Source organism: Pseudomonas trivialis (assembly GCF_036864995.1).
In the GTDB taxonomy this organism is placed as follows: Bacteria; Pseudomonadota; Gammaproteobacteria; order Pseudomonadales; family Pseudomonadaceae; genus Aquipseudomonas; species Aquipseudomonas trivialis.
In genome coordinates this window covers 2,274,952-2,297,042 of the sequence record NZ_CP142151.1, presented here as the reverse complement: position 1 = coordinate 2,297,042, position 22,091 = coordinate 2,274,952, and the positions used below count along the sequence as shown (strand labels likewise).

Annotated in this window: 14 protein-coding genes and 1 pseudogene; 11 read left to right on the top strand and 4 right to left on the bottom strand. The window is 63.1% G+C overall.

Features of this window, described 5'->3' with window-relative positions; genetic code table 11:
- Positions 1 to 29 precede the first annotated feature (29 nt).
- From VRB54_RS10180 to VRB54_RS10145, 8 genes are all read left to right on the top strand, one after another.
- Positions 30 to 2,828 (top strand): ATP-binding protein, encoded by a 2,799-nt coding sequence (locus VRB54_RS10180; RefSeq protein ID WP_338481084.1) that lies wholly within the window; start codon positions 30 to 32, stop codon positions 2,826 to 2,828.
- Entirely contained in the window at positions 2,815 to 4,008 is a 1,194-nt protein-coding gene (locus tag VRB54_RS10175) for an EAL domain-containing response regulator (protein WP_338480675.1), read from the top strand. Before VRB54_RS10180 ends, VRB54_RS10175 begins: the two co-directional genes overlap by 14 nt.
- Positions 4,009 to 4,091: 83 nt before the next feature.
- Positions 4,092 to 7,289, top strand: coding sequence for a hybrid sensor histidine kinase/response regulator (locus VRB54_RS10170; RefSeq protein ID WP_338480674.1), 3,198 nt, complete (start codon positions 4,092 to 4,094; stop codon positions 7,287 to 7,289).
- A complete protein-coding gene (locus tag VRB54_RS10165; protein WP_338480673.1) occupies positions 7,286 to 7,933 on the top strand; it encodes a response regulator in 648 nt (215 codons plus the stop codon). The genes VRB54_RS10170 and VRB54_RS10165 overlap by 4 nt, the downstream gene beginning before the upstream one ends.
- Positions 7,934 to 8,117: 184 nt before the next feature.
- On the top strand, positions 8,118 to 8,720 hold the full coding sequence (locus VRB54_RS10160) for a fimbrial protein (RefSeq protein WP_338480671.1): 603 nt from the start codon (positions 8,118 to 8,120) through the stop codon (positions 8,718 to 8,720).
- Positions 8,721 to 8,792: 72 nt separating this feature from the next.
- Positions 8,793 to 9,521, top strand: coding sequence for a molecular chaperone (locus VRB54_RS10155; protein WP_338480670.1), 729 nt, complete (start codon positions 8,793 to 8,795; stop codon positions 9,519 to 9,521).
- Between the two features lie 89 nt (positions 9,522 to 9,610).
- Positions 9,611 to 12,121: a fimbria/pilus outer membrane usher protein gene (locus tag VRB54_RS10150; protein WP_338480669.1), complete on the top strand. Its 2,511-nt coding sequence runs from the start codon at positions 9,611 to 9,613 to the stop codon at positions 12,119 to 12,121.
- A 149-nt stretch (positions 12,122 to 12,270) separates the two neighbouring features.
- Positions 12,271 to 13,419, top strand: a complete 1,149-nt coding sequence (locus tag VRB54_RS10145) for a hypothetical protein (protein ID WP_338480667.1) — start codon at positions 12,271 to 12,273, stop codon at positions 13,417 to 13,419.
- A gap of 492 nt (positions 13,420 to 13,911) precedes the next feature.
- Here VRB54_RS10145 and VRB54_RS10140 read toward each other — a convergent pair whose 3' ends face one another.
- Positions 13,912 to 14,613 carry a FadR/GntR family transcriptional regulator gene (locus VRB54_RS10140; RefSeq protein ID WP_338480666.1) on the bottom strand — a complete coding sequence of 234 codons (702 nt, stop codon included), beginning with the start codon at positions 14,611 to 14,613 and terminating at the stop codon, positions 13,912 to 13,914.
- A 263-nt stretch (positions 14,614 to 14,876) separates the two neighbouring features.
- Here VRB54_RS10140 and VRB54_RS10135 point away from each other — a divergent pair, with 263 nt between their 5' ends.
- Together VRB54_RS10135 and gudD are read left to right on the top strand one after the other, a co-directional pair.
- Positions 14,877 to 16,283, top strand: a complete 1,407-nt coding sequence (locus VRB54_RS10135) for an MFS transporter (RefSeq protein ID WP_338480665.1) — start codon at positions 14,877 to 14,879, stop codon at positions 16,281 to 16,283.
- Between the two features lie 13 nt (positions 16,284 to 16,296).
- Complete coding sequence (gene gudD / locus VRB54_RS10130) at positions 16,297 to 17,646, top strand: glucarate dehydratase (RefSeq protein WP_338480663.1); 1,350 nt, start codon at positions 16,297 to 16,299, stop codon at positions 17,644 to 17,646.
- A 17-nt stretch (positions 17,647 to 17,663) separates the two neighbouring features.
- On the opposite strand, the gene VRB54_RS10125 is transcribed toward gudD, so the two are convergent.
- The gene (locus tag VRB54_RS10125; RefSeq protein ID WP_338480662.1) at positions 17,664 to 18,092 is read right to left on the bottom strand and encodes a helix-turn-helix domain-containing protein; all 429 of its coding nucleotides are present in this window, start codon (positions 18,090 to 18,092) and stop codon (positions 17,664 to 17,666) included.
- A 104-nt stretch (positions 18,093 to 18,196) separates the two neighbouring features.
- Here VRB54_RS10125 and VRB54_RS10120 point away from each other — a divergent pair, with 104 nt between their 5' ends.
- On the top strand, positions 18,197 to 18,895 hold the full coding sequence (locus tag VRB54_RS10120) for an SDR family oxidoreductase (RefSeq protein WP_338480661.1): 699 nt from the start codon (positions 18,197 to 18,199) through the stop codon (positions 18,893 to 18,895).
- A gap of 37 nt (positions 18,896 to 18,932) precedes the next feature.
- Here the strand turns inward: VRB54_RS10120 and VRB54_RS10115 are convergent.
- Both VRB54_RS10115 and VRB54_RS10110 read right to left on the bottom strand, forming a co-directional pair.
- Positions 18,933 to 20,377, bottom strand: a pseudogene (locus VRB54_RS10115) (mechanosensitive ion channel domain-containing protein).
- 802 nt (positions 20,378 to 21,179) lie between these two features.
- Positions 21,180 to 22,049, bottom strand: coding sequence for a pirin family protein (locus VRB54_RS10110; RefSeq protein ID WP_338480659.1), 870 nt, complete (start codon positions 22,047 to 22,049; stop codon positions 21,180 to 21,182).
- Positions 22,050 to 22,091: the final 42 nt, after the last annotated feature.

The following is a 22,091-nucleotide window of genomic DNA, read 5'->3' as shown; positions in this document are numbered from 1 at the left end:
CGGCGCACACGCCTGCTTACAGTGCGCCGATGCGATTGAAAAGTTACCTGCTGCAGATCAACCCCGTCCTTTCCCGACCCGAAGCCGCCAGGCGGCTGTTGCGAATCTTCGCGGCCGTGCTGCTGATCGGCATCCTCAGCGGGGTCTACACCTTCCTGCTGTCCACCTTCAATAACGATATTTCGCAACGGCGCGGCTACATGAGCAGCGCCATCGCCCAAGCCCACACCTTTTTCACCAACCGCCAGGCCCTGCTCGAAAGCCTCAGCCTGTCGGCGGTACGCAAGCGCTCGCCGATCTACCCCGCCTCCGCAGAAGAACAACACCTGCAGCTGGGTGACACGCCGGGCAGCCAGTGGAGCCTCTGGCTGACCACGCGCATGCGCGATTACCTCAAGGCCAGACAAGTCAACCTGCTCTACGTGAGCGCCAGCCCCGTGCCGCAGGTCACGCGGCTGTATGACGCCACCGCACAGGTGCTGCCGATTTCCAGGTGCATGCTCAATCGCCTCAAAGCGCTGCAACACAGCGACCCGGCCACGCTCAAGGAACTGTGGCTCAGCGACAAGACCGAGCAACACTCGCACCTCTACATCTTCATTCGCCTCGACGACCGCGACCCCGCCTCCGGCTGGCTGGGCCTGGAAATGGAAAGCCGCGGAGTGTCCCAGGCCCTCGGCGATCACAGCGCCGGTGAGTTCATGATGCTCAACTCCCAGGGCATGCTGGTGTTCAGCAACCGCGCCGATGCGCAGTTGCGCCAGCAACCTCTCAAACCGCGGGAAGACAGCTTCTTCGGTTTCGTCGGCAACGGCTGGCTGCCCGATCACCTGGTGATTCGCAAACACCTGAAGTCCTCGGACTGGCAACTGATGTACTCCATCGACCTGCGCGCAGTGGTCACCGGGCTGTGGAAACAATTGCTCGGCTCGCTGGTGTTCTGCCTGTGCAGCCTGGCGCTGATCTGGCTGGTGATGCGCCGCGTCGACCAGCGCTTCATCATCCCCTCGATCCATCGCATCCAGGCGTTGATCGAAAGCGAAGCGTTCGGCCGCGACGTGATCCAGACCGCGCCCGTCGCCCTCTGTGTGCTGCGCCGCACCGATGGCCAGGTGGTGCTGGAAAACACCCTGGCCCAGCAATGGCTGGGCGACGGCCCCGAGCGCGAGGCCCTGCGCGCCGGCTGGATCGAGCAGGCATTCGACGCGCAGGCAAGCGAGCATTGCGATTACTTTGAAACCGTCGACGGTCGCCATCTGTACCTGAGCAGCGCCCCCACCCGCTATCGCGGCGAAGATGTGCTGTTTTGCGCCTTCAGCGACATCAGTACGCGCAAGCAGGTCGAGGCGGCGCTCGAAGACGCGCGGCAATCGGCGGATGCGGCGAATGCGGCCAAGACCCTGTTCCTGGCAACCATGAGCCATGAAATCCGCACGCCGCTGTACGGCGTGCTCGGCACCCTCGAACTGCTGGCGCGCACGCACCTGGACGCACAGCAGAGAGACTACCTGCAAGCTATCGAAGGCTCGTCCTCGACGCTGCTGCAGTTGATCTGCGACGTGCTGGATGTTTCGAAAATCGAAGCCGGGCAACTGGCCCTGGAGTTGAGCGAGTTCTCGCCGCTGGAAGTGGTCCACGACATCATCCAGGGCTATGCCGCAGCGGCTCAGGGCAAAGGCCTGCAACTGTATGCGTGCCTGGACCCCCAACTGCCCGAGCGACTGATCGGCGACGTGACGCGCCTGCGCCAGATTCTCAACAACCTGCTCAGCAACGCGGTGAAGTTCACCGACTACGGGCGCGTGGTGCTGCGGGTCAAGGTGCTGGGCCGCGACGGCGAACGCTCCAGCCTGTTGTGGCAGGTGTCGGACACCGGCAAAGGCATCGCCCAGGAGGACCAGGCGCGGATCTTCGAGCCGTTCTACCAGAGTGAAGGCAACACCAACGTGGTCGCCGGCACCGGCCTGGGCCTGCCGATCTGCCAGCGCCTCACCGAGTTGATGAACGGCAACATCCGCATGGTCAGCGAGCTGGGCCTGGGCAGCAGTTTCAGCCTGATCCTGCCGCTGGAAGAAGCGCCCACCGCCCCCATGCCACCCCTGCTGGCCGAAACCGTCTACGTGGTCTCGCCGATCCCTGAACTGGCGCACGCCATCAGCGGCTGGTTGCGCCGCTGGGGCGCAAGGGCTCAGGCCGGCCTGCCGACACTGGCGGACAATCACCTGCTGCTGCAAGTGCACCCCGGCAGTGTCGATCCCTCGCTGGTGCCCGACTGGCCGGGCCCGGTGATCCACGTGAGCGCCAGCACGTGCACGACGCTGGAGGTCGACGCCGGCGGCTGGCACGTCAACCTCAATCACCTCAGCGCAATTCACCAGGCCGTCAGCCAGGCACAGGGCCTGTGGGTGGCCCGCACCGATGCACAGACGCGCCCGCGCGATCTGAGCCAACTCAACCTGCACCTGCTGGTGGCCGAAGACAACGTCATCAATCAACTGATCTTGCGCGACCAACTCGAAGAGCTCGGCTGTACCGTGGAGCTGGCCGCCGACGGCAGCGAAGCCTTGCAGTTGTACGCCGCCGGCCACTTCGATGTGGTGCTGACCGACGTGAACATGCCCCACCTCAACGGCTACGAACTGGCACGCGAACTGCGCCGCCAGGGCTGCCCGCTGCCGATCATCGGGGCCACCGCCAACGCCATGCGCGGCGAGGCCGACCTGTGCCTGGCCGCAGGCATGAACCACTGCCTGGTCAAACCCTTTGCGTTGCGGGCTCTCTTCAACTCCCTGGCGCCTTATGCACGGATCACCCATGAAGCCCATTAGTATTCTGATTGTCGAGGATCACCCCCTGCAGCACATCTACCTGCAGCACCTGCTCGGTGAGTTGGGGGATTTCATGCTCGAAGCGGCCCAGGACGGCAAGCAAGCGCTGGAGCGCCTGCGCCAGAGGGATTTCGACCTGGTGCTGACCGACCTGCTGATGCCCGGCATGGACGGCGTGCAATTTATCCAGTGCCTGGCCGGCCTGCGCTGTAAGCCGGCGCTGGCGATCATGAGCGCGGCGTCGCGGCGCATGCTGATGGCCGCAAGCCTGGTGGCGAAGAACCTCGATGTGGAGGTGATCGGGCTGATCTCCAAACCGGTCGCCATCGACGCCCTGCGCAGCCTGGTGGACCAATTGCACAACCAGGTGCGCAAGCCCTGCCCGGCGCTGGCCGAGCACCTGGACATCGACCGTCACGCGCTGCTGCAGGCCATGAGCAGCGGCCAGTTGCAGGCGTGGTTCCAGCCGAAAAAATCCCTGGCCAACGGGCGCATCGTCGCCGCCGAAGCGCTGGTGCGCTGGATGCACCCCGAGCAAGGCGTGATGCTGCCGGCCGCGTTTCTGCCGGCGATCAAAGCGTTCGAACTGGAAGAACGCCTGCTGTGGCTGATGCTCAAGCAGGCGATCCAGGCCCAGGAGCGCTGGCGCCAGCGCGGCTACGAAATTCCGGTGTCGATCAACCTGCCCACGCACCTGCTCAACAGCCACGACCTGGCCGACCGCCTGCTGGAATTCGTGCTGCACCACGACGGCATCCCAGGGCTGATCTGCTTCGAATTGATGGAATGCTCGGTGCCCCAGGACATCAGTAATTTCTACGCCGGTGCCTGTCGCCTGCGCATCAAGGGTTTTGGCCTGTCGCAGGATGATTTCGGCAAGGGTTACAGCTCGTACCTCAACCTCGTGTCCACGCCCTTTACGGAATTGAAGATCGACCAGGCGCTGGTCCAGGGCAGCCACGACAACGAAGGCATCGCCCAGGCCCTGGCAAGCATCATCGCCCTGGGCCGCAAGCTCGGCCTGACGGTGGTCGCCGAAGGCGTGGAAACGCCCCAGCAACTGGCCTTGCTGCGCAAGATCGACTGCAACCAGGTGCAGGGTTTCCTGATCTCCCACGCCGTGTCTTCAGAGCAATTTCAGCAACTACTGAACAATGATGGCCCTGCGACATCTCACTAGCAGACGGCCCCGGATTATTTGCCCTTTTATAAGGAGTAAGCTCCATCCAGTGCCGATTTCTCCTGCGCCTGCGGAAACCCTTGATGAAGCACAACAACGCGGTCCTCGAAGCCTTCACCCGTAGCTCCCTGCGCCTGAACAAGGGCCTGATGGTACTGATCGGCATTGCGTTGCTGCTGGTGCTCACCAACTACTGGTCGCTGCAACGGGCCATCGAAACCCGCTACGGCGCCACGCGCTTTCACTTTGCACGGCTGATGGAAAACCTGCAGGAACAGGAGTCCTACCTGCGCAGCCTCACCCACCCCGGCATCCAGGCCGAGCTGTTGCGCGCCACCCATGTGCAGGTCAGCCTCAAAAGCCGCATGGTCGACACCCGGCGCACCCTGTACGAAGGGCAGAAGTATTCGTTTTCAGTGCCGTTCGGCGTCAAGTTCGACGAACAGGAAGTCGGCGCCGCCGCCAGACCGCAGATCTTCGCACTCGGCGCGCACCTGACCAGCTACTACAGCGCCTTCTGGTCGTCGTCGCCGTACGAGGCGCCGCAAACCTTCCTCCTCGATCGGCATACCCGCTACACCATCACGGTTCCATCGGTGGGCTACCAGCGTCGCGAAAACACCGAAGACACCGGCAATCTGGTCGCACAGGTCAACGCAGTACAGCAAGCCCTGGAGCAGACGCCGCAGCCGCTGCAACCCAATCGCGTGTACTGGCAAGCGGGCCCCGCGCCCGACGATCTGCTGGCCTACATCGGCCTGCCGCTCGACAGCCCGGAGCAGTCGGTGGTCGGCACCTTGCTCGACCTGTCCCGGGTCGACGACGTACAACGGGTGCTCGAACACTCCGCGTTTGACCGTCTTACCCTGTTTGCGCCGGACGGCAGCCGACTGGTCGGGCCAGTGACCCAGGCGCCGCTCGGCGATGGCGTGCATTTCACCGCCGACGGTTTTGAATTCAAGATCACCCAGCCCGGCGAGCAACCCTGGAGCGCGGTGTATGGCCTGAACTACTCGCACTTCTTCCACTCGGCGCTGTGGCCGTTGAGCACCCTGGCGCTGTTCCTTGTCGGCCTGGTCACACTGGGCTGGGGCGGCAGCCGCTGGTATCGGCGCCAGGTGATCAACCCGGCGCGCCTGGCACACGAACGCATCGCCGAGAGCGTGGCGTTCAGCCGCGTGATCATCGACACCGCGCCCACCGGCCTGTGCGTGGTAAGGCGCAGCGATGGAAAGGTACTGATCGAAAACCAGCGCGCCCAGCAATGGCCAGGCACTGCACGCCTGGTGGCCGCCATGGCCGGCACCCATGACGGTGCCGACAGCGGCGAAATCCACCTGGAGATCGAAGGCCGGCACCTGCAGATCGGCTTCGTGTCGACCCGCTATCAGGCCGAGGACGTGCGCCTGTATGCGTTCAACGACATCACCCGGCACATCGACGACGCCCAGGCGCTGGAAGATGCACGCCGCGCCGCCGATGCCGCCAACGAGGCGAAGACGCTGTTCCTGGCGACCATGAGCCATGAGATCCGCACGCCACTGTACGGCGTGCTCGGCACCCTGGAACTGCTCGGCCTGACCGACCTTGACGCGCACCAGCAAACCTACCTGCAGACCATCCAGCGCTCATCGGCCACCCTGTTCCAGCTGATCAGCGACGTGCTCGACGTGTCGAAGATCGAGTCCGGACAAATGGCGATCGAAGCCGTGGAGTTCTGCCCGCTGGACATGCTCGAAGACACCTTGCACACCTACGCGGCCTTCGCCCGCCGCAAGGGTTTGCAGCTCTACAGCTGCATTGACGCGCAGTTGCCGGACGCGGTACTGGGCGACCCCATGCGCATCCGCCAGATTCTGAATAACCTGGTGAGCAACGCGATCAAGTTCACCGACATCGGGCGCGTGGTGATTCGCGCCAGGGTCACGGCGCGCGACAGCGACCATGTGGAGCTGGAATGGCAGGTCACCGACTCCGGCGCCGGCATTGCAGAGGCTCAGCAGGCCAAGTTGTTCGACCTGTTCTACCAGGCGCCGGCCACCGCCAGCGAAGGCGGCGCGGGCCTGGGCCTGCCGATTTGCCGGTGGCTGGCGCAGATGATGGACGGCGAGATCCGGGTGGTCAGCGAGCCGGGGCTGGGCAGCAGCTTTACCCTGAAAATACGCCTGCCACTGTGCGGCGGCGCGCTGACCCAGCCGCCGCTGATCGAGCCCAGCACCACAGCGGTGTATGTGCAGGCGCCGGTGCGCGAGCTGGCCCAATCGGTGACCGACTGGCTCAATCGCCTGGGCATCGCCGCCCACCTTGCCGCCCCCGGTCAGGAACCTGACCCGCGCCATGGGGTGCTGGTCGACCTGCTGCCGGACACGCCCGCGCGGCCCTGGCCCGGCCAGCGTGTGCAGTGCGTGCCGGGCGCCCATAGCCCGCCGTTGCATACCGCCCAGGGCTGGGTGGTCGACCTGCACGACCTGCGCGCCCTCGCCACCACGGTGTCGCTGGCACAGCACGGCAAGCACGAGCAACCGCCAGCTGCGCGCCGGCAAAGCGCCGGGCAATTGGGGCTGCGCATCCTGGTGGCCGAGGACAACCCGGTCAACCAGGCGATCATCAAGGAACAACTGGCGGCGCTCGGTTGCTCGGCGACCCTGGCCGACAACGGCGAGCAGGCACTGCAACTGTGGCAACCGCAGGCCTTTGACCTGGTGCTGACCGACGTGAACATGCCGCTGATGAATGGCTATGACTTGGCCAGAACCCTGCGCGAGCACGACCCGCACCTGCCAATCATCGGCGTCACCGCCAACGCGATGCGCGAGGAAGGCGTGCGCTGCCTGGCGGTGGGCATGAACGCCTGGATCGTCAAACCGCTGAGCCTGCAAACCCTGCGCGCCCAGTTGATCAAGCTGTGCCAGGTCAAGCCGCCGCCCGAGGTGCCCACCGCCGCCTTCGTCGACCGCGTGCAGCTGTCGGACGCAATGCGTGCGCTGTTCATCAGCAGCATGCGCCAGGACCTGCAACGCATCGGCGCGGCACTGGCGCAGCGCGATGTGCGCAGCCTGGGTCAATTACTGCATGCGGCCGCCGGCGCCCTCGGTGCCGTGCAGGCGCTCGACCTCGCCCAGGCCTGCATCGAACTGGAAACCGCATTGGACCATGGACTGCTCGACCCCGTACTGGAAGACCAGATAAACGCTGTAATGCAACGACTGTCGGCCGTGCTGGAAACACTCCAGCCCGGGCACGCTCCCCCTCTGAACCGGCATGACGGACGGTCCTTATGAAAACATTCAACGTGGTTATCGCGGACGATCACCCGATCGTGCTGCTGGGCGTACGCGAATTGGTGGAGCGCGACACGCGCTTTCAAGTGGTCGGCGAGGCGGTGTGCTCGGCCGGTCTGATCGAGCTGCTGCAGCGCCAGAGCGTGGACATCGTGATTACCGACTACAACATGCCGGGTGACTCGCCCTACGGCGACGGCCTCAAGCTGGTGGAATACCTGAAACGGCACTTTCCACAGGTGCAGGTGCTGATCCTGACGATGATTTCCAACCACTTGATCCTCACCCGCCTGCAGGAGCTGGGCGTGGTCGGCATCATCCAGAAAAGCCAGTTGCACACCGAGATTGAACTGGCACTCCAGGCAATTGCGCAGCGCAGCCCATACCGCAGCCTGGAACCGCCCAGGACCTCGGTGATCGAGACAATCACGGCCATCGACGAACGCTTCACCAGCCTGTCACCCAAAGAGTTCGAAATTCTGCGCCTGTTTATATCCGGCATGAGCGTGAGCGATATTGCCCGTCATCAGAATCGAAGTTCCAAAACCATCAGCGCGCAAAAAATATCGGCCATGCGCAAACTTGAAGTGAGCAGCGATCAGGACCTTCTCGCTTATTGCCTGGCGCGCAATATTTTCAACTAAGCCAGCACCGGCAAGCCATTCTCGCCAATGGCTTGGCCCCTCTCCCGCTGCTTTTTCAGCGGTCCGCAAGGCAACTTTCGCGGCTTATAAGAATCGTCTTATTTTCCCCAGCCCTCGAACTTTCTATTCTTTCCCGGCAGTTCAACAACAGCATTTTCTCCAACTAACACTGACGGACATCATCATGAAGAAGTTCTCCCTGGCTGTTCTTGCCTCGGCCATTCTGTGCACCAGCGGCGCAGCCTTCGCCGAAGGCGAAACACCAAAGCCAATCCTGGGCGGCAGCGGCAAAATCACCTTCACCGGCGTGATCAACAATGATGCGTGTTCGGTCGACGGTGCCAACTCAGACCGTACCATTTCGGTGGACATGGGCAACGTCTCGATCAAGGACATGGGCACCGCAGAAAACCCGACCGCAGGCCGTGTGACTGCCAAGGACTTCAAGCTGAACGTCAACTGCAACCAGGGCACCAAGGTCGCGATGATCTTTGACGCCAACAACGGCGGTTCGGGCCTGGTCACCGGCAAGAACGTGCTGGCCCTGACCCCGGGCTCGGCCACCGCGCAAAACGTCGGTATTGCCCTGCTCGACAGCAAAGGCAGCCTGATCAACCTCAGCTCGCCAACCACCGCACGCATCGAAAGCAGCATGCACAGCGCCAGCGGTACCGGCGGCGATGCCACCCTGAGCTTCGCAGCCGCCTACGTCACCACTGGCGCCGCCGGTGCATCCACCGCCGGTCGCGGTGATGCCACCCTGCCGTTCATCCTGCAATACGAATAACCCCCGCGCGACGTGCGAGGCCCTGCGGCCTCGCCATTGTTCAAGCCTTTTTGATACCACCGGGTAACCCTCATGCTGCCTCGTTCTTTCGCTGCATGCCTGGGGCTGCTGGGCATGCTTATGGCTAGCCACGCCGCCGCCAGCATTTCCTTGAATGCCACCCGCATCGTGTTCGATGGCGACCACAAGGAAGCCAATATCACCGTGCGCAACGGCAATCAGGATGTGTTGATTCAGTCCTGGGTCGACAACAATGATGCCGGCGCCAGCCATGCGCCTTTCGCCGTCACCCCGCCGCTGGCGCGGATGTTTGCCAAGGAGCAGCAATTGCTGCGCATTCTCTATGAAGGCGCCGGCATGCCCACGGACCGTGAGTCGGTGGTGTGGCTCAACGTGCAGGAAATCCCCAGGGCCAGCGAAACCGAAAACACCTTGCAGTTGGCCATCCGCCAACGCATCAAGATTTTCTACCGGCCTGCGGGCCTGCCAGGCAGCGCGCTGCAGGCACCGGCGCAACTTGAGTGGCGCCTGGTCAAACAGGGTGTGCAGGTGAAGAACCCGACGCTGTACCACGTGTCCATGGCCGACCTCAAAGTGCAGACGCAACTGGCCAGCGACTCCACCATGATTGCGCCCGGCGAGGTCCGAACCTTCCCGCTCGGCGCGCCCCTCAACCCTGGCCCGGTGCTGTTGTCGTTCTCCAGCATCAATGACTACGGCGCGCAGAATCACTACAGCGCAGCGCTGTCGGGTAACGCCTCGGCCTCGGTATCCGCGACCGAATCACGCCTCAACCCCTAAGCCGTTTCTCTCACCCACAGGCTCACTTCACGTGCGTAGCTGCGCGCGTGCGCGCCTGTCTGCCAATCCGGGATGCCACAGGTCTTCGCATGTCTTTTCTTTCCAGCAACAGCCCCGCGCGTGGCGCACTGAAGTTGAAGACGCTGTGGCTGGCGATGGCCGCCTGCGTGCCCGCCCCGGCGCTGGCCGATGACGCTGCGCAAGGCTTCAACACCACCTTCCTGCAAGGCGCACAGTCGCAGGTGGACCTGCAACAACTGCTCGCCGCCGACAGCGTGTTGCCGGGCAACTACCGCGTCGACCTGTACAGCAACGAGGTGCTGGTAGGCCGGCGCGATATCGACTTCAAGCGCAACCGGCACACCGAGCGGGTCGAAGCCTGCCTGAACCTGGAGCTGCTCAAGCAACTGGGTGTCGACCTGGCTCGCCTGGAGACCGAAGGCAAACTCGACCCGCAACACCCGCAGGACTGCTATGCCCTGGCCGACCTGATCGACGCCGCCAGCGTGCGCTATGACAGCAGCCGCCTGCGCTTGCTGGCGAGCATCCCGCAAGTGGCGATGCAGCGCGGCTTGCGCGGCTATGTCGACCCGCAGCTATGGGATGCAGGTGTGCCCGCTGCCTTTATCAATTACCAGCTCAACAGCAGCCGCACCGCCGGCGACTACGCCACGCGCACCACCACTAACCTTGGCCTGCGCAACGGTATCAACCTGGGGGCCTGGCGCCTGCGCAACGAATCCAACCTGAGCAGCGGCACCGGACGCTCGAACACCTTCACCAGCAACCGCACCTACGTGCAGCACGACGTCACGGCGATCAAGGGCCAGTTCAGTGCCGGTGAAATCTTCTCCGACACCGACCTGTTCGACAGCGTGCGCTATCGCGGGGTCAAGCTGGCCTCCGACGACGGCATGCGCGCCGACAGCGAGCGTGGCTATGCGCCGGTCATCCGCGGCGTGGCGCAGACCAACGCCACCGTGGAAATCCGCCAGAACGACTACATCCTCTATACCGCCAATGTCGCGCCGGGGCCGTTCGAGATCAACGACATCTACCCCAGTGGTTCCAACGGCGACCTGCAGGTCACCGTGATCGAAGCCGACGGTAGCCGCCGCGTGACCACCCAGGCGTTTTCCAGCCTGCCGATCATGGTGCGCGAGGGCCAGCTCAAGTACAGCGTCTCGGCGGGCACCTTCAGCAGCAATGCCGATGGGCTGGCGTCGCCGCGCTTTCTCAGCGGCACCCTGGCGTACGGCCTGACCAGCAACCTGAGCGGCATCCTCGGCATACAGGCCAGCGAGGACTACAGCGCGCTGTCGCTCGGCGCCGGCCGCAATACCGCCTTCGGCGCCTTCTCGCTGGACGCCACGCACTCCTCGAGCAAAGCACACGGGCAAACCACCCAGGGCAGCAGCGTGCGGGCGCTGTACGCCAAGACCTTCACCGGCACTGACACCAACTTCACCCTGGCCGCCTACCGCTACTCCACCGAGGGCTACCGCACCCTCACCGACCATGTGCAGGACAACAGCGATGACCTGCGCTTGCGTGGCGGCCACTCCAAGACCCGCACCGACCTGACCATCAACCAGAGCATCGGCCGCAACCGCGAACTGGGCAGCCTGTACGTGACGGCCAGCGACCAGCGCTACTGGAACCGCAGCGGCTCGCGCAACTTTACCGCCGGCTACAGCAACAACTGGGGCGACCTGAACTACAACCTCAACGTGACGCGTACCGAGCAGATCGTGACCTGGGGCGAGTCGGGCAGCGACACCCAACTCAACCTGTCGATCTCCTTTGCGCTGGGCGGCCAGGCCCGCGCGCCACGGGCATTCGTGACCAGCAGCCGACAGCATGGCAACACCACCACCCAGGCGGGCATCAATGGCTATGTCGCCGACGCCAGCGACACATCCTATTCGGTGCAGGCGGGCCATAGCGACACCAGCGGTGACTCCGGCTCGGTGACGCTCAACAGCCGCACGTCCATGGGCGACGTCGGCTTCGGCTTCAACCAGGGCCAGGGTTACACCTCGCAGAACCTCAACGTGGCAGGCTCGGTGGTGGCTCACGCGGGTGGAATCAACCTGGGGCAGACCCTCAGCGAAACCTTCGCCCTGGCCGAGGTGCCGGGCATTTCAGGGGCGAAAATCAGCAGCTACAGCGGCGTGGAGACCGGATACAACGGTTACGCGGTCATCCCCACGGCGCAACCCTACCGGGTCAACTGGATCAGCCTGGACACCCGCGACCTGGGCGCCAATGTCGAAGTCACCAACGCCACCCAGCAACGGGTGCCGCGCCGGGGCGCCATCGTGGTGGCACGCTACAGCGGCACCACTGGACGGCGGGTGTTATTCGAGTTATTTGATGCGCAGCACCGGCCGCTGTCATTCGGCGCCTCGCTGGAAGACGCGGCGGGCAAACAATTGGCAATTGCCGACCCCAATGGCAACGCGCTGGCGTTGGTGGAGCAGGACCAGGGCAGTCTGGTGATCAAGTGGGGCGAACACCGCTGCACGGCAAACTATGCGCTGCCGGCGCAGAGCAAGGCATTGAATTATGAGCGCCAGGCGTTGGTGTGCACGCCGTGATGCACAGCAAACACGGCTGTCAGGTCGGCTGAAGGCGATACAGGAGAAGGTGGGAGTACCTGACCGTTCGGCCAGTGCCCGTCGCGTCGCGAGTTTGGCAAAATGGCGCTCCACCCTGCCGCTGTGCGCAGCCACACAAGGACACGACGATGAACAGCATGGACTCCATTCTTCGACAGTTTTCGGCCGAAGGCGCCACCCACCTCTACTCCAGCCCGCCCTCGGTATTGACACCCGCCGACCTCTACCGGGCCAAGGATGACGCCCTTTATCGGGAGATGATCGCCGGCAGCAATATCTACCTGATCACTGCGCGACGGCGGGTGCTGATCAATCCTTACGATCTGCAGTTACAGGGCCGCACCGTGCACGGCAGTTTTTTCCTGGTGATGGACGAGACCGGCGAGCAGCCGATCCCTTTCAGCTACGAGATCCCGCCGATCACGCCGGGGGATCGCGACGCCATCGAGCAGGTGCAGGTCGCCCCCAACGGCACCCACCTGCTGATCACCACCGCCACACGCCAGGTCATCACCGCCGCCCATATCGTGGTCGCCAACGCCAGCAGTGCGCTGCACACCGAGCAACGGGACATGAACGTGCTGTATGTCGGCCAGGGCCTGGGCAAGGTCAACGCGCTGACCGCCGTCGACCGTTTGCTTAACCACACCACCCTGCAACGCATCCTGGTCGAAGCTTCGACCAACACCCCGGAGCTGGAAATCTCGCTGCTGCTGTATCGCTTTGAACACGGGCGCACCGTGATCAGCAATGGCGGCGACCTCAACCTTGATCCCCAGGCCTGCGAGCAAGAGGATCACGCACACTTCGAACGGCTGCGCGCGGTGCGCCTCAATCGCGACGAGGTGGTCACCCTGGCGGAAGCGGCGCTGATCAACCACTTCAAGCCGCAGTACAACACGTTGCTCAAGTCCACCAACTTTGCCGCCCAGACCCACAAAAAGATCAAGCCGCTTAAAAAGCTGCTGGCCAAGGGCATTACCGGTTTGACCGTGGAAATCTGCAGCGCAAACATCAACGCGCGCCTCTTCACCCGCGATGCACTGCCGCTGGAGCCGAGCGAGCTGATGCCCGCCCATGCCCTGGAGGGGCAGGCGTTTGATAACGAGGAGGATAAACGGGCGTGGTTCGAGCAAGTGCGGGAAATGGCGCATACCCATCTGGCGCAGTTCCCGCTGACCACACCGCAAGAGCGCGAGACGTTCATGCACGGCATGGTGTGGCTGGGGCAGACGCAGCGGGAGCGGATCTGGCCGATGCAGGGCAAGGCTGAATAGCGCGCGCCGCGTTCGGGCAGTATTTGGGTGACAGGGCGCTGAGATCAAGATCAAGATCAAAAGCCAAAGCAAAGCAGATCAAAAGCAGGCAGTGTTCTATCTGATCCATGGAGATCCAAATGTGGAAGGGGGCTTGCTCCCGATAGCAGTGGGTCAGCTCACAATAAGCTGACTGACAATCCGCCATCGGGAGCAAGCCCCCTCCCACAGTTTGTACAGCGTTCGGCAGACAACCCCGGTCGGCTCCAAGGCCGTCGCGGCCAAGATCAAAAGCCAAAGCAAAGCAGATCAAAAGCGGTGTGATATCCATCAGGCAAATGGAGATCACATGTGGGAGGGGCTTGCTCCCGATGGCAGTGGGTCAGCTACACATAAGCTGACTGACACTCCGCCATCGGGAGCAAGCCCCCTCCCACAGTTTGTACAGCGTTCGGCAGACAACCCCGGTCGGCTCCAAGGCCGTCGCGCTTTTGCTTTTGATCTGGGGCGCTCTTACTCCCCGGTCATACGCTCCAGGCTATTACTCAAATGCAGCAACATGGCCGCCCGCGCCGCATCCGGATCCTGGCGGCGGATAGCCTTGAGAATCGCCTCGTGCTCCAGATTGGCCAACTGCCCCAGTTGCACCAGGTCCGCATCACCCCGCTCCTGGGCGTTGATGCGCGAACGCGGAATCACTGAATTGCCCAAGTGCTGAATCACGTCGGTGAAGTAGCTATTGCCCGTGGCTTGGGCGATCAACTGATGAAAGCGCACATCGGGCTCGACGCTGCTGTCGTGACTGCCCAGCGAATCCTGATAGTCATCAAGGGCCTGGCGCATCTGCTGCAATTGCGCGTCGGTGCGGCGCAGCGCTGCCAGGGCAGCGGCCTGGGTTTCCAGGCCCATGCGCAGTTCGAGGACGCCGCGCACACTTACAGCGGTGTCGTGGGTCAGGTGCAGGCCCTGGCGCGAGTCGCGCGCCAGCACAAACGTGCCGACGCCATGCCGGGTTTCCACCAACCCGGCCGCCTGCAATTTCGACAGCGCCTCGCGCACCACCGTGCGACTGACACCGTACTCGCCAACAATGGCGGACTCGGACGGCAGCTTCTCGCCGGGCGTCATCTGCCCCAGCAGAATTTGCTGGGTCAGGTCGCTGACGATGTCATGGGCCAGGCCCTGGGGGCGCTTGCGTGGGGGGTCGGTGAGCATGGGCGGGTCCATCGAAAAGACCGCGCAATACTAGCATTCTGTTTGATGCGGTAACTTGTATGACAACAAACAAATTTTCCCCGGATTGCATGAATTCATTGTGGGAGATGGCTTGCCTGCGATGCAGACACTGCGGTGCATCAGGTACAGCAATGTGAAGCTATCGCAGGCAAGCCAGCTGCCACAGGGGTCATCACAGGTCTGGAGATAGGGGTTGCCACTTTAAAAATCCCAGTTGTATGATGTCTGGCAAGTTGTCAGACATGTCCGACGACCCTGAACCCAACCCGCACAACAATAATCAGTGGGAGTTCTACCTCGTGACCCCTTCCAGCCCCGCCACAGTTGCGCCTGCCCACGATCCCGTGCTGGCCCGCGCGATCAAGAAAGTGAAGCGCCATGTGCTCCCACTTTTCGTGATCATGTTCATCGTCAATTACATCGACCGCGTCAATATCGGCTTCGTGCGCACCCACATGGAACATGACCTGGGCATCGGCGCGGCCGCCTACGGCCTGGGTGCCGGTCTGTTCTTCATCGGCTATGCGCTGTTCGAAGTACCTTCCAACCTGCTGCTGCAAAAGGTCGGTGCGCGTATCTGGCTGACCCGCATCATGTTCACCTGGGGCATCACCGCCACCTTGATGGCCTTCATCCAGAACGAAACCCACTTCTACATCCTGCGCTTTCTGCTGGGGGTGGCCGAGGCCGGGTTCTTTCCGGGGGTGATCTACTACTTCACCCGCTGGCTGCCCGGCGTGGAGCGCGGCAAGGCGATTGCGATCTTTCTCAGCGGCTCGGCGCTGGCCTCGCTGATCTCCGGCCCGCTGTCCGGCGTGCTGTTGCAGATCACAGGCCTGGGCCTGCACGGCTGGCAATGGATGTACATCATCGAGGGCATGGCTTCGGTGCTGCTGTGCTTTTTCGTGTGGTTCTGGCTCGACTCCAAACCCCACGATGCCAAATGGCTCAGCCGTGAGGAACAGGACGCGCTGGTGGGCGAGATCGACCGCGAACAACGCGAACGCGATGCCGCCAACACGGTCAAGCCAACCCTGGGCACCTTGCTCAAGGACCGTCAGATCATGCTGTTCTGCGCCTTGTATTTCTGCATCCAGTTGACCATCTATGCCGCCACTTTCTGGCTGCCGAGCATCATCAAGAAGATGGGCGACCTGAGCGACATTCAGGTGGGCTTCTACAACTCGATTCCGTGGCTGATCTCGATCATCGCGATGTACTCATTCGCGGCGCTGGCCGGCAAGTACAAGCACCAGCAGGCCTGGGTGGCCACGGCGCTGTTGATCGCCGCTGCGGGGATGTTCTTTTCCACCACTGGCGGGCCGGTCTTTGCCTTCATCGCCATCTGCTTTGCGGCCATCGGTTTCAAGTCGGCGTCTTCGCTGTTCTGGCCGATTCCCCAGGGCTATCTGGATGCGCGCATCGCGGCGGCAGTGATTGCGTTGATCAACTCCATCGGCAACCTCGGCGGGTTTGTCGCGCCGACCACCTTCGGCTTTCTGGAGCAGACCACCGGGTCGATCCAGGGCGGCCTGTACGGGCTGGCCGGTACATCAATTCTCGCGGCCATCCTGGTGTTTTTTGCCAAGACCCGCCCCGGCGCCCACACCGCCAGCGTGCTGCACCCTGCCCCCGCCCTGAGCAAATAAGGAACGCTTCTTCATGAACACAGAACATCAGCACCACGCCAGCAACGCCCCGGTGGTCACCAGCCTGCAAGTGATTCCGGTGGCCGGCCACGACAGCATGCTGCTCAACCTCAGCGGCGCCCACGGGCCGTTCTTTACGCGCAATATCGTGATCCTGCAGGACAGCGCCGGGCATATCGGCGTAGGTGAAGTGCCCGGCGGCGAGCGTATCCGCGAGACCCTGGAAGACGCGCGCAGCCTGGTGATCGGCAAACCCATCGGCCAATACCAGAGCATCCTCAATGCCATGCGCCGCACCTTTGCCACCCGCGACAGCGGCGGACGCGGCCTGCAGACGTTCGACCTGCGCATCACCATCCACGCCGTAACCGCCATGGAAGCCGCGCTGCTCGACCTGCTCGGCCAGTTCCTCGACGTACCGGTGGCCGCCTTGCTCGGTGAAGGCCAGCAGCGCGACGCAGTGAAGATGCTCGGCTACCTGTTCTACATCGGCGACCGCAGCCGCACCGACCTCGCCTACCGCAGCGAAGCCGACGCCGACGACTGGTTCCGCCTGCGTCACGAGCAGGCCATGACCCCGGACGCCATCGTGCGTCTGGCCGAAGCCGCCAAGGCCAAATACGGTTTCAACGACTTCAAGCTCAAGGGCGGGGTCCTGCGCGGCGCAGAGGAAATCGAAGCGGTGACCGCACTGGCCGAACGCTTCCCCGACGCGCGCATCACCCTGGACCCGAATGGCGCCTGGTCACTCAAGGAAGCCATCGCCCTGTGCCGCGATCAGCATCACGTGCTGGCCTACGCCGAAGACCCGTGCGGCGCGGAAAACGGCTATTCAGGTCGCGAAGTCATGGCCGAATTCCGTCGCGCCACCGGCCTGCCGACCGCCACCAATATGATCGCCACCGACTGGCGCGAAATGGGCCATGCCATCCAACTGCAATCGGTGGACATTCCCCTGGCCGACCCGCACTTCTGGACCATGCAGGGCTCGGTGCGCGTGGCGCAGATGTGCCACGAGTGGGGCCTCACCTGGGGCTCGCACTCCAACAACCACTTTGATATTTCCCTGGCGATGTTCACCCAGGTGGCGGCGGCGGCGCCGGGCGACATTACCGCGATCGACACCCACTGGATCTGGCAGGACGGCCAGCGTCTGACCAAGGCGCCGCTGCAGATTGTCGACGGCCACATCAAGGTGCCGGCCAAGCCGGGCCTGGGGGTGGAGATCGACATGGACGCCGTGGCGCATGCCAACGAACTCTACCAAGGCATGGGCCTGGGCGCGCGCAATGACAGCGTGGCCATGCAGTTTCTGATTCCCGGCTGGAGCTTCGACAACAAGCGCCCGTGCCTGGTGCGCTGAACCCTCGTTATCAAGGCCTAAGGGGCCTGGGTGACAATGTCCCCAAGCCCCAGCACCCGGCCGTCTTCGGACACGATCTCGACCTTGCGCAGCGGCTTGAGCAGACGCGCATCCAGCAACTGCGTACCGACGTCTTCGGGCTCGGTATGCGCCTCTCCCCACTGGGCCAACGTGACCAGCACCGGCATCAGCGCGCGGCCCTTGTCCGTGAGTTGATAGTCGCTGCGCGCACCAACTTCGCGGGTTTCCAGCAGGCCTTGCTCGACCATGTCCTTGAGGCGCGTGGCGAGGATATTTTTCGCCACGCCCAGGTGCTTCTGGAAATCACCGAAGCGCGTGACGCCAGCGAATGCATCGCGAATGATCAGCAGCGTCCACCAGTCGCCCACCACATCGAGCGCGCGCGCCACCGGGCAGCCGTTCCCTTTCAGGCATTTGCGTTTCATCGTATCCCTGCGCCTGCGTGAAAAATAAGGTTGCATTATAGGACCCAAACGCACAGGATAAAAACAGTTTCATTATTAAACCCAACTGGCGCGTGGAGCATCTCATGGATATTCGTGGAAAAGTGGTACTGGTGACCGGTGCCAATCGTGGCCTGGGCAAGGCGTTCGTCACTGCGCTGCTGGCCGCAGGCGCGGCCAAGGTGTACGCCGGCGCGCGGGATCCGGGCAGTGTCGATATTCCCGGCAGCACGCCGATTACGCTGGACATTACCGACCCGGCCAGCGTGCAGCGCGCCGCCGAGCAATGCGGCGACGTCAGTGTGCTGATCAACAACGCGGGCTTCTTGAAGTACGGCTCATTGCTCGCTGAAGACAGCATCGACAACCTGCAACAGCACTTTGAGGTGAACACCCTCGGCACCCTGCGCATGAGCCGCGCGTTTGCGCCGATCCTGGCCAGGCAAGGCGGCGGCGCCCTGATCAATATCCTCTCGGTCCTGAGCTGGCTGAGCCCGCCCGGCTCCGGCGGCTACAGCACTTCCAAGTCCGCCCAGTGGGGCCTCACCAACGGCCTGCGTGGCGAACTGCGTGGGCAGAACACGCTGGTGATCGGCGTGCACCCGGCCTACATCGACACCGACATGGTGGCCGATGTGCAGGCGCCGAAAAGCACGCCGGCCGAGGTGGTCGCGGTCACCCTGCAAGCCCTGAGTGAAGACCGCCAGGAGGCGCTGATCAGTGACACGGCGCAGGGGGTGAAAGCCTCGCTGTCCACTGCCAGCCCGGTCTACCTGACGTTCTGACGCAACGCAGCGGCGCTGTCGGATCGCGACAGCGCCGTTACAGGCCGCGCTTGCGCAGCCATTGCAAAAAGCCCTTCTTCACCGGCACCACCGGCGCGTCCTCGGTCAACACCTGTGCGGCATGCAGACGAAAGTCCAGCAGCGCCTTCATGGCTTCGCCGATGTCATGACGCGCATCCAGGCACGGCTTGAGGTATTCGTTTTCGATGCGGTACAGGGTGCAAAACGTCTTCGCGGTAAAGTCCGCCAGCGCCGCCTGATCGGACAGAATGCCCGCCTCGCCGATCACCTCCCCCGGCCCCATGCGTCCGGCTTCGAATGTATGCCCGGCCTTGGTGAGCATCACCGACACAACGCCGGACTCGACGATAAACAAATGATCGCTGACCTCCCTGCCGGCAGGATCATCTCGCCGGCACGGTAGGTGTGCAGGGTCATGTTCTGGCTGAAGGTTTCTTTCTCTTCCTGGCGCAGCGTAGAGAAAATCGACGAGCGCTCCAGCAACGCGCGCGCGCCGGACATCTCGGCCGGTGCGCTGCTCTCGGTCGACGAGAGCAGGCCCACGCCCGCCGCCTGCAAATGCCGGAACGCCAGGTCGTAAAGCTGGTTGCGCACTTCGCGCTTGAGGGTCATGGCCGGCACGAAACCACTGATTTCATACTCCACGCCGCCACTGGCGGACGCCTTGAACGCCACGCTCGGCGCGGGTTTGGCCAGCAACGGTCGACAACCCTGCATGGCACGTTCCAGCGCATCGATCACGGTTTGCGGACGGGCATGGGGGCTGACCTGCAGGCTGACCGTCAGGCCGAACATGTCCGCCGGGCGCGAGAAGTTGATGATCTTGGCCTTGGCCGCCAGCGAGTTGGGAATCACCGCCAGGCTGCCCTGAGAAGTCTGCAACCGTGTGGCGCGCCAGTCGATATCGGTGACACGGCCTTCGGTGCCGTCGATGGAGATCCAGTCATCCAGTTGATAGGGTTTGGTGGTGTTGAGCACGATCCCGGAAAACACATCGCTCAAGGTGCTTTGCAAGGCCAGGCCGACAATGATCGCCACCGCGCCGGACGTCGCCAGCACGCCCTTGACCGGCAGGTCGAGCACATAGGCCATGGCGGCGATGATCGCGATCAGGAAAATCACCGCGCCCATCAAGTCCTGCAACAACCGCCCGGTGTGCCCGACCCGCTGCATCATCAACGCGCCGAGCAGCACCGTGAGCGTGCGCGCCGCGAACAGCCACCAGCCGATCTGCAAAGCGGTGGCGGCCATATGCAGCGCGGTGTCGTCGGCATAGGGCGCAACCAGCATCGGGTTCATGCCATCGTTGAACAGCACCGCGCTGAACACCGCAAAAATCACCAACCGCGCCGCCAGCTTCCAGTTGGCCAGGTTGGCGGAAATCAGCCGCCACACGGCGATGTCGATCAGGATCAATACCAGTGCGCACAGCATCGGGTGATCGGCGATAAATGAGGGCATCCAGGCGACTCCAGTGGCAATGACGGGAAGATCGCATGAAATGAAGATGGCGGGTATAGCGCAGCACAAAATGTAGAACGCTGCGCCAAACCTGTGGCGAGCGGGCTTGTTGTGGCGAGCGGGCTTGCCCCGCGTTGGGCTGCGAAGCAGACCCAAAACCAGGCTCTGCGCAGTGCCATGCACACTGCGTTTTCCTTGATTGGGGGCGCTTCGCAGCCCAATGCGGGGCAAGCCCTAATGCCGTTCAGTTAAGCCAACGTGATGCTCGAAGCAACGAGCGGTGCGACTTTTCGGTGTACATATCGGTTTGTGCGGTAACGGCTACTTAGGGTTCCGCCCTTACGGCGGGTCACTTTTGGAAAAGAGCCCCAAAAGTAACCAAAAGGGCTCTTGCCCCAACACTCGGCACCTCGCCCAGGCTCGGTGTGCCCGAACGCAGGCTTTGGAGCGTGGGCCGCCGCGATGGGCCATCCTTGGCCCAGCGCGGCTAACCCGGCGTCCTGCCGGGTTACCCACGCTCCAAAACCTGCGTTCGGCCAGCGTGTTTGACGGGGCGCTCCAGATCAAAAGCAAAAGCGTGGCGGCCTGAGAGCCGACCGGAATGGTTTGCGAACGCTGTACAAAATGTGGGAGGGGGCTTGCTCCCGATGGCGTCGGCCCAACAAACATTGATGTTGAAGACCTACCGCTTTCGCGGGCAAGTCGAATCGTCGCACCGCCGCTCCCACAGGGGGAGCTGCGCTTAACTGACTGGCATTTGCCCCCTCGCCACAGGGATGGGGTGGCCTTCTATGTGGCTGGGCTACCTCCCATGCATCTGACCGAATTTGCCGGCCTGGAAATCGGCAAACGCCTGATGAATCTCCTGCTCGGTGTTCATCACGAACGGTCCGTGCCCGACGATAGGCTCGTCAATCGGCTCGCCGCTGAGCAGCAGCACCATGGCGTCGTCGTCCGACGCCAGTGAAAGCTGTTGGCCGTCACGCTCGAACAGCGCCAGTTGCCCTTGGCGCGCCACCTCTTCGCCATTGATCTGCACCGTCCCGCGCAGGATCACCAGCGCGGTATTGCGCCCGGCATGCAGGTCCAGGGTGACGGCCTTGCCGGCATTCAGGCGCAGGTCCCACACGTCGATGGGTGTGAACGTGCGCGCCGGGCCTCGGGTGCCGGCGAATTCACCGGCGATCAGACGCAGCTTGCCGGCGTCGTTGGCCAGTGGCAGCACGGGAATGTCACCGTTGACGATGGTCTGGTAACCGGCGTCGGCCATTTTGTCCTTGGCCGGCAGGTTGACCCACAGCTGCACCATCTCCAACGCCCCGCCGCTGCGGGCGAAGGCATCGGAATGGAATTCCTCGTGAAGAATGCCCTTGGCCGCCGTCATCCACTGCACGTCGCCGGGGCCGATTTTGCCACCGGCGCCGGTGGAGTCGCGGTGTTCGACTTCGCCGTCGTACACGATGGTCACGGTTTCAAAGCCGCGATGAGGGTGCTGGCCGACGCCGCGCCGCTGTTCGGTCGGCGTGAAATCGGCCGGGCCGGCATGGTCCAGCAGCAGGAACGGGCTGATGTGCTTGCCCAGGTTGTCGTAGGAAAACAGCGTGCGCACCGGAAAGCCGTCGCCGACCCAATGGCCACGAGGGCTGGTGTAAAGACCGATAAGCTTTTTCATGATGTACCTCCAAAGTGCATACACCTTAAAACCGATAGTAAT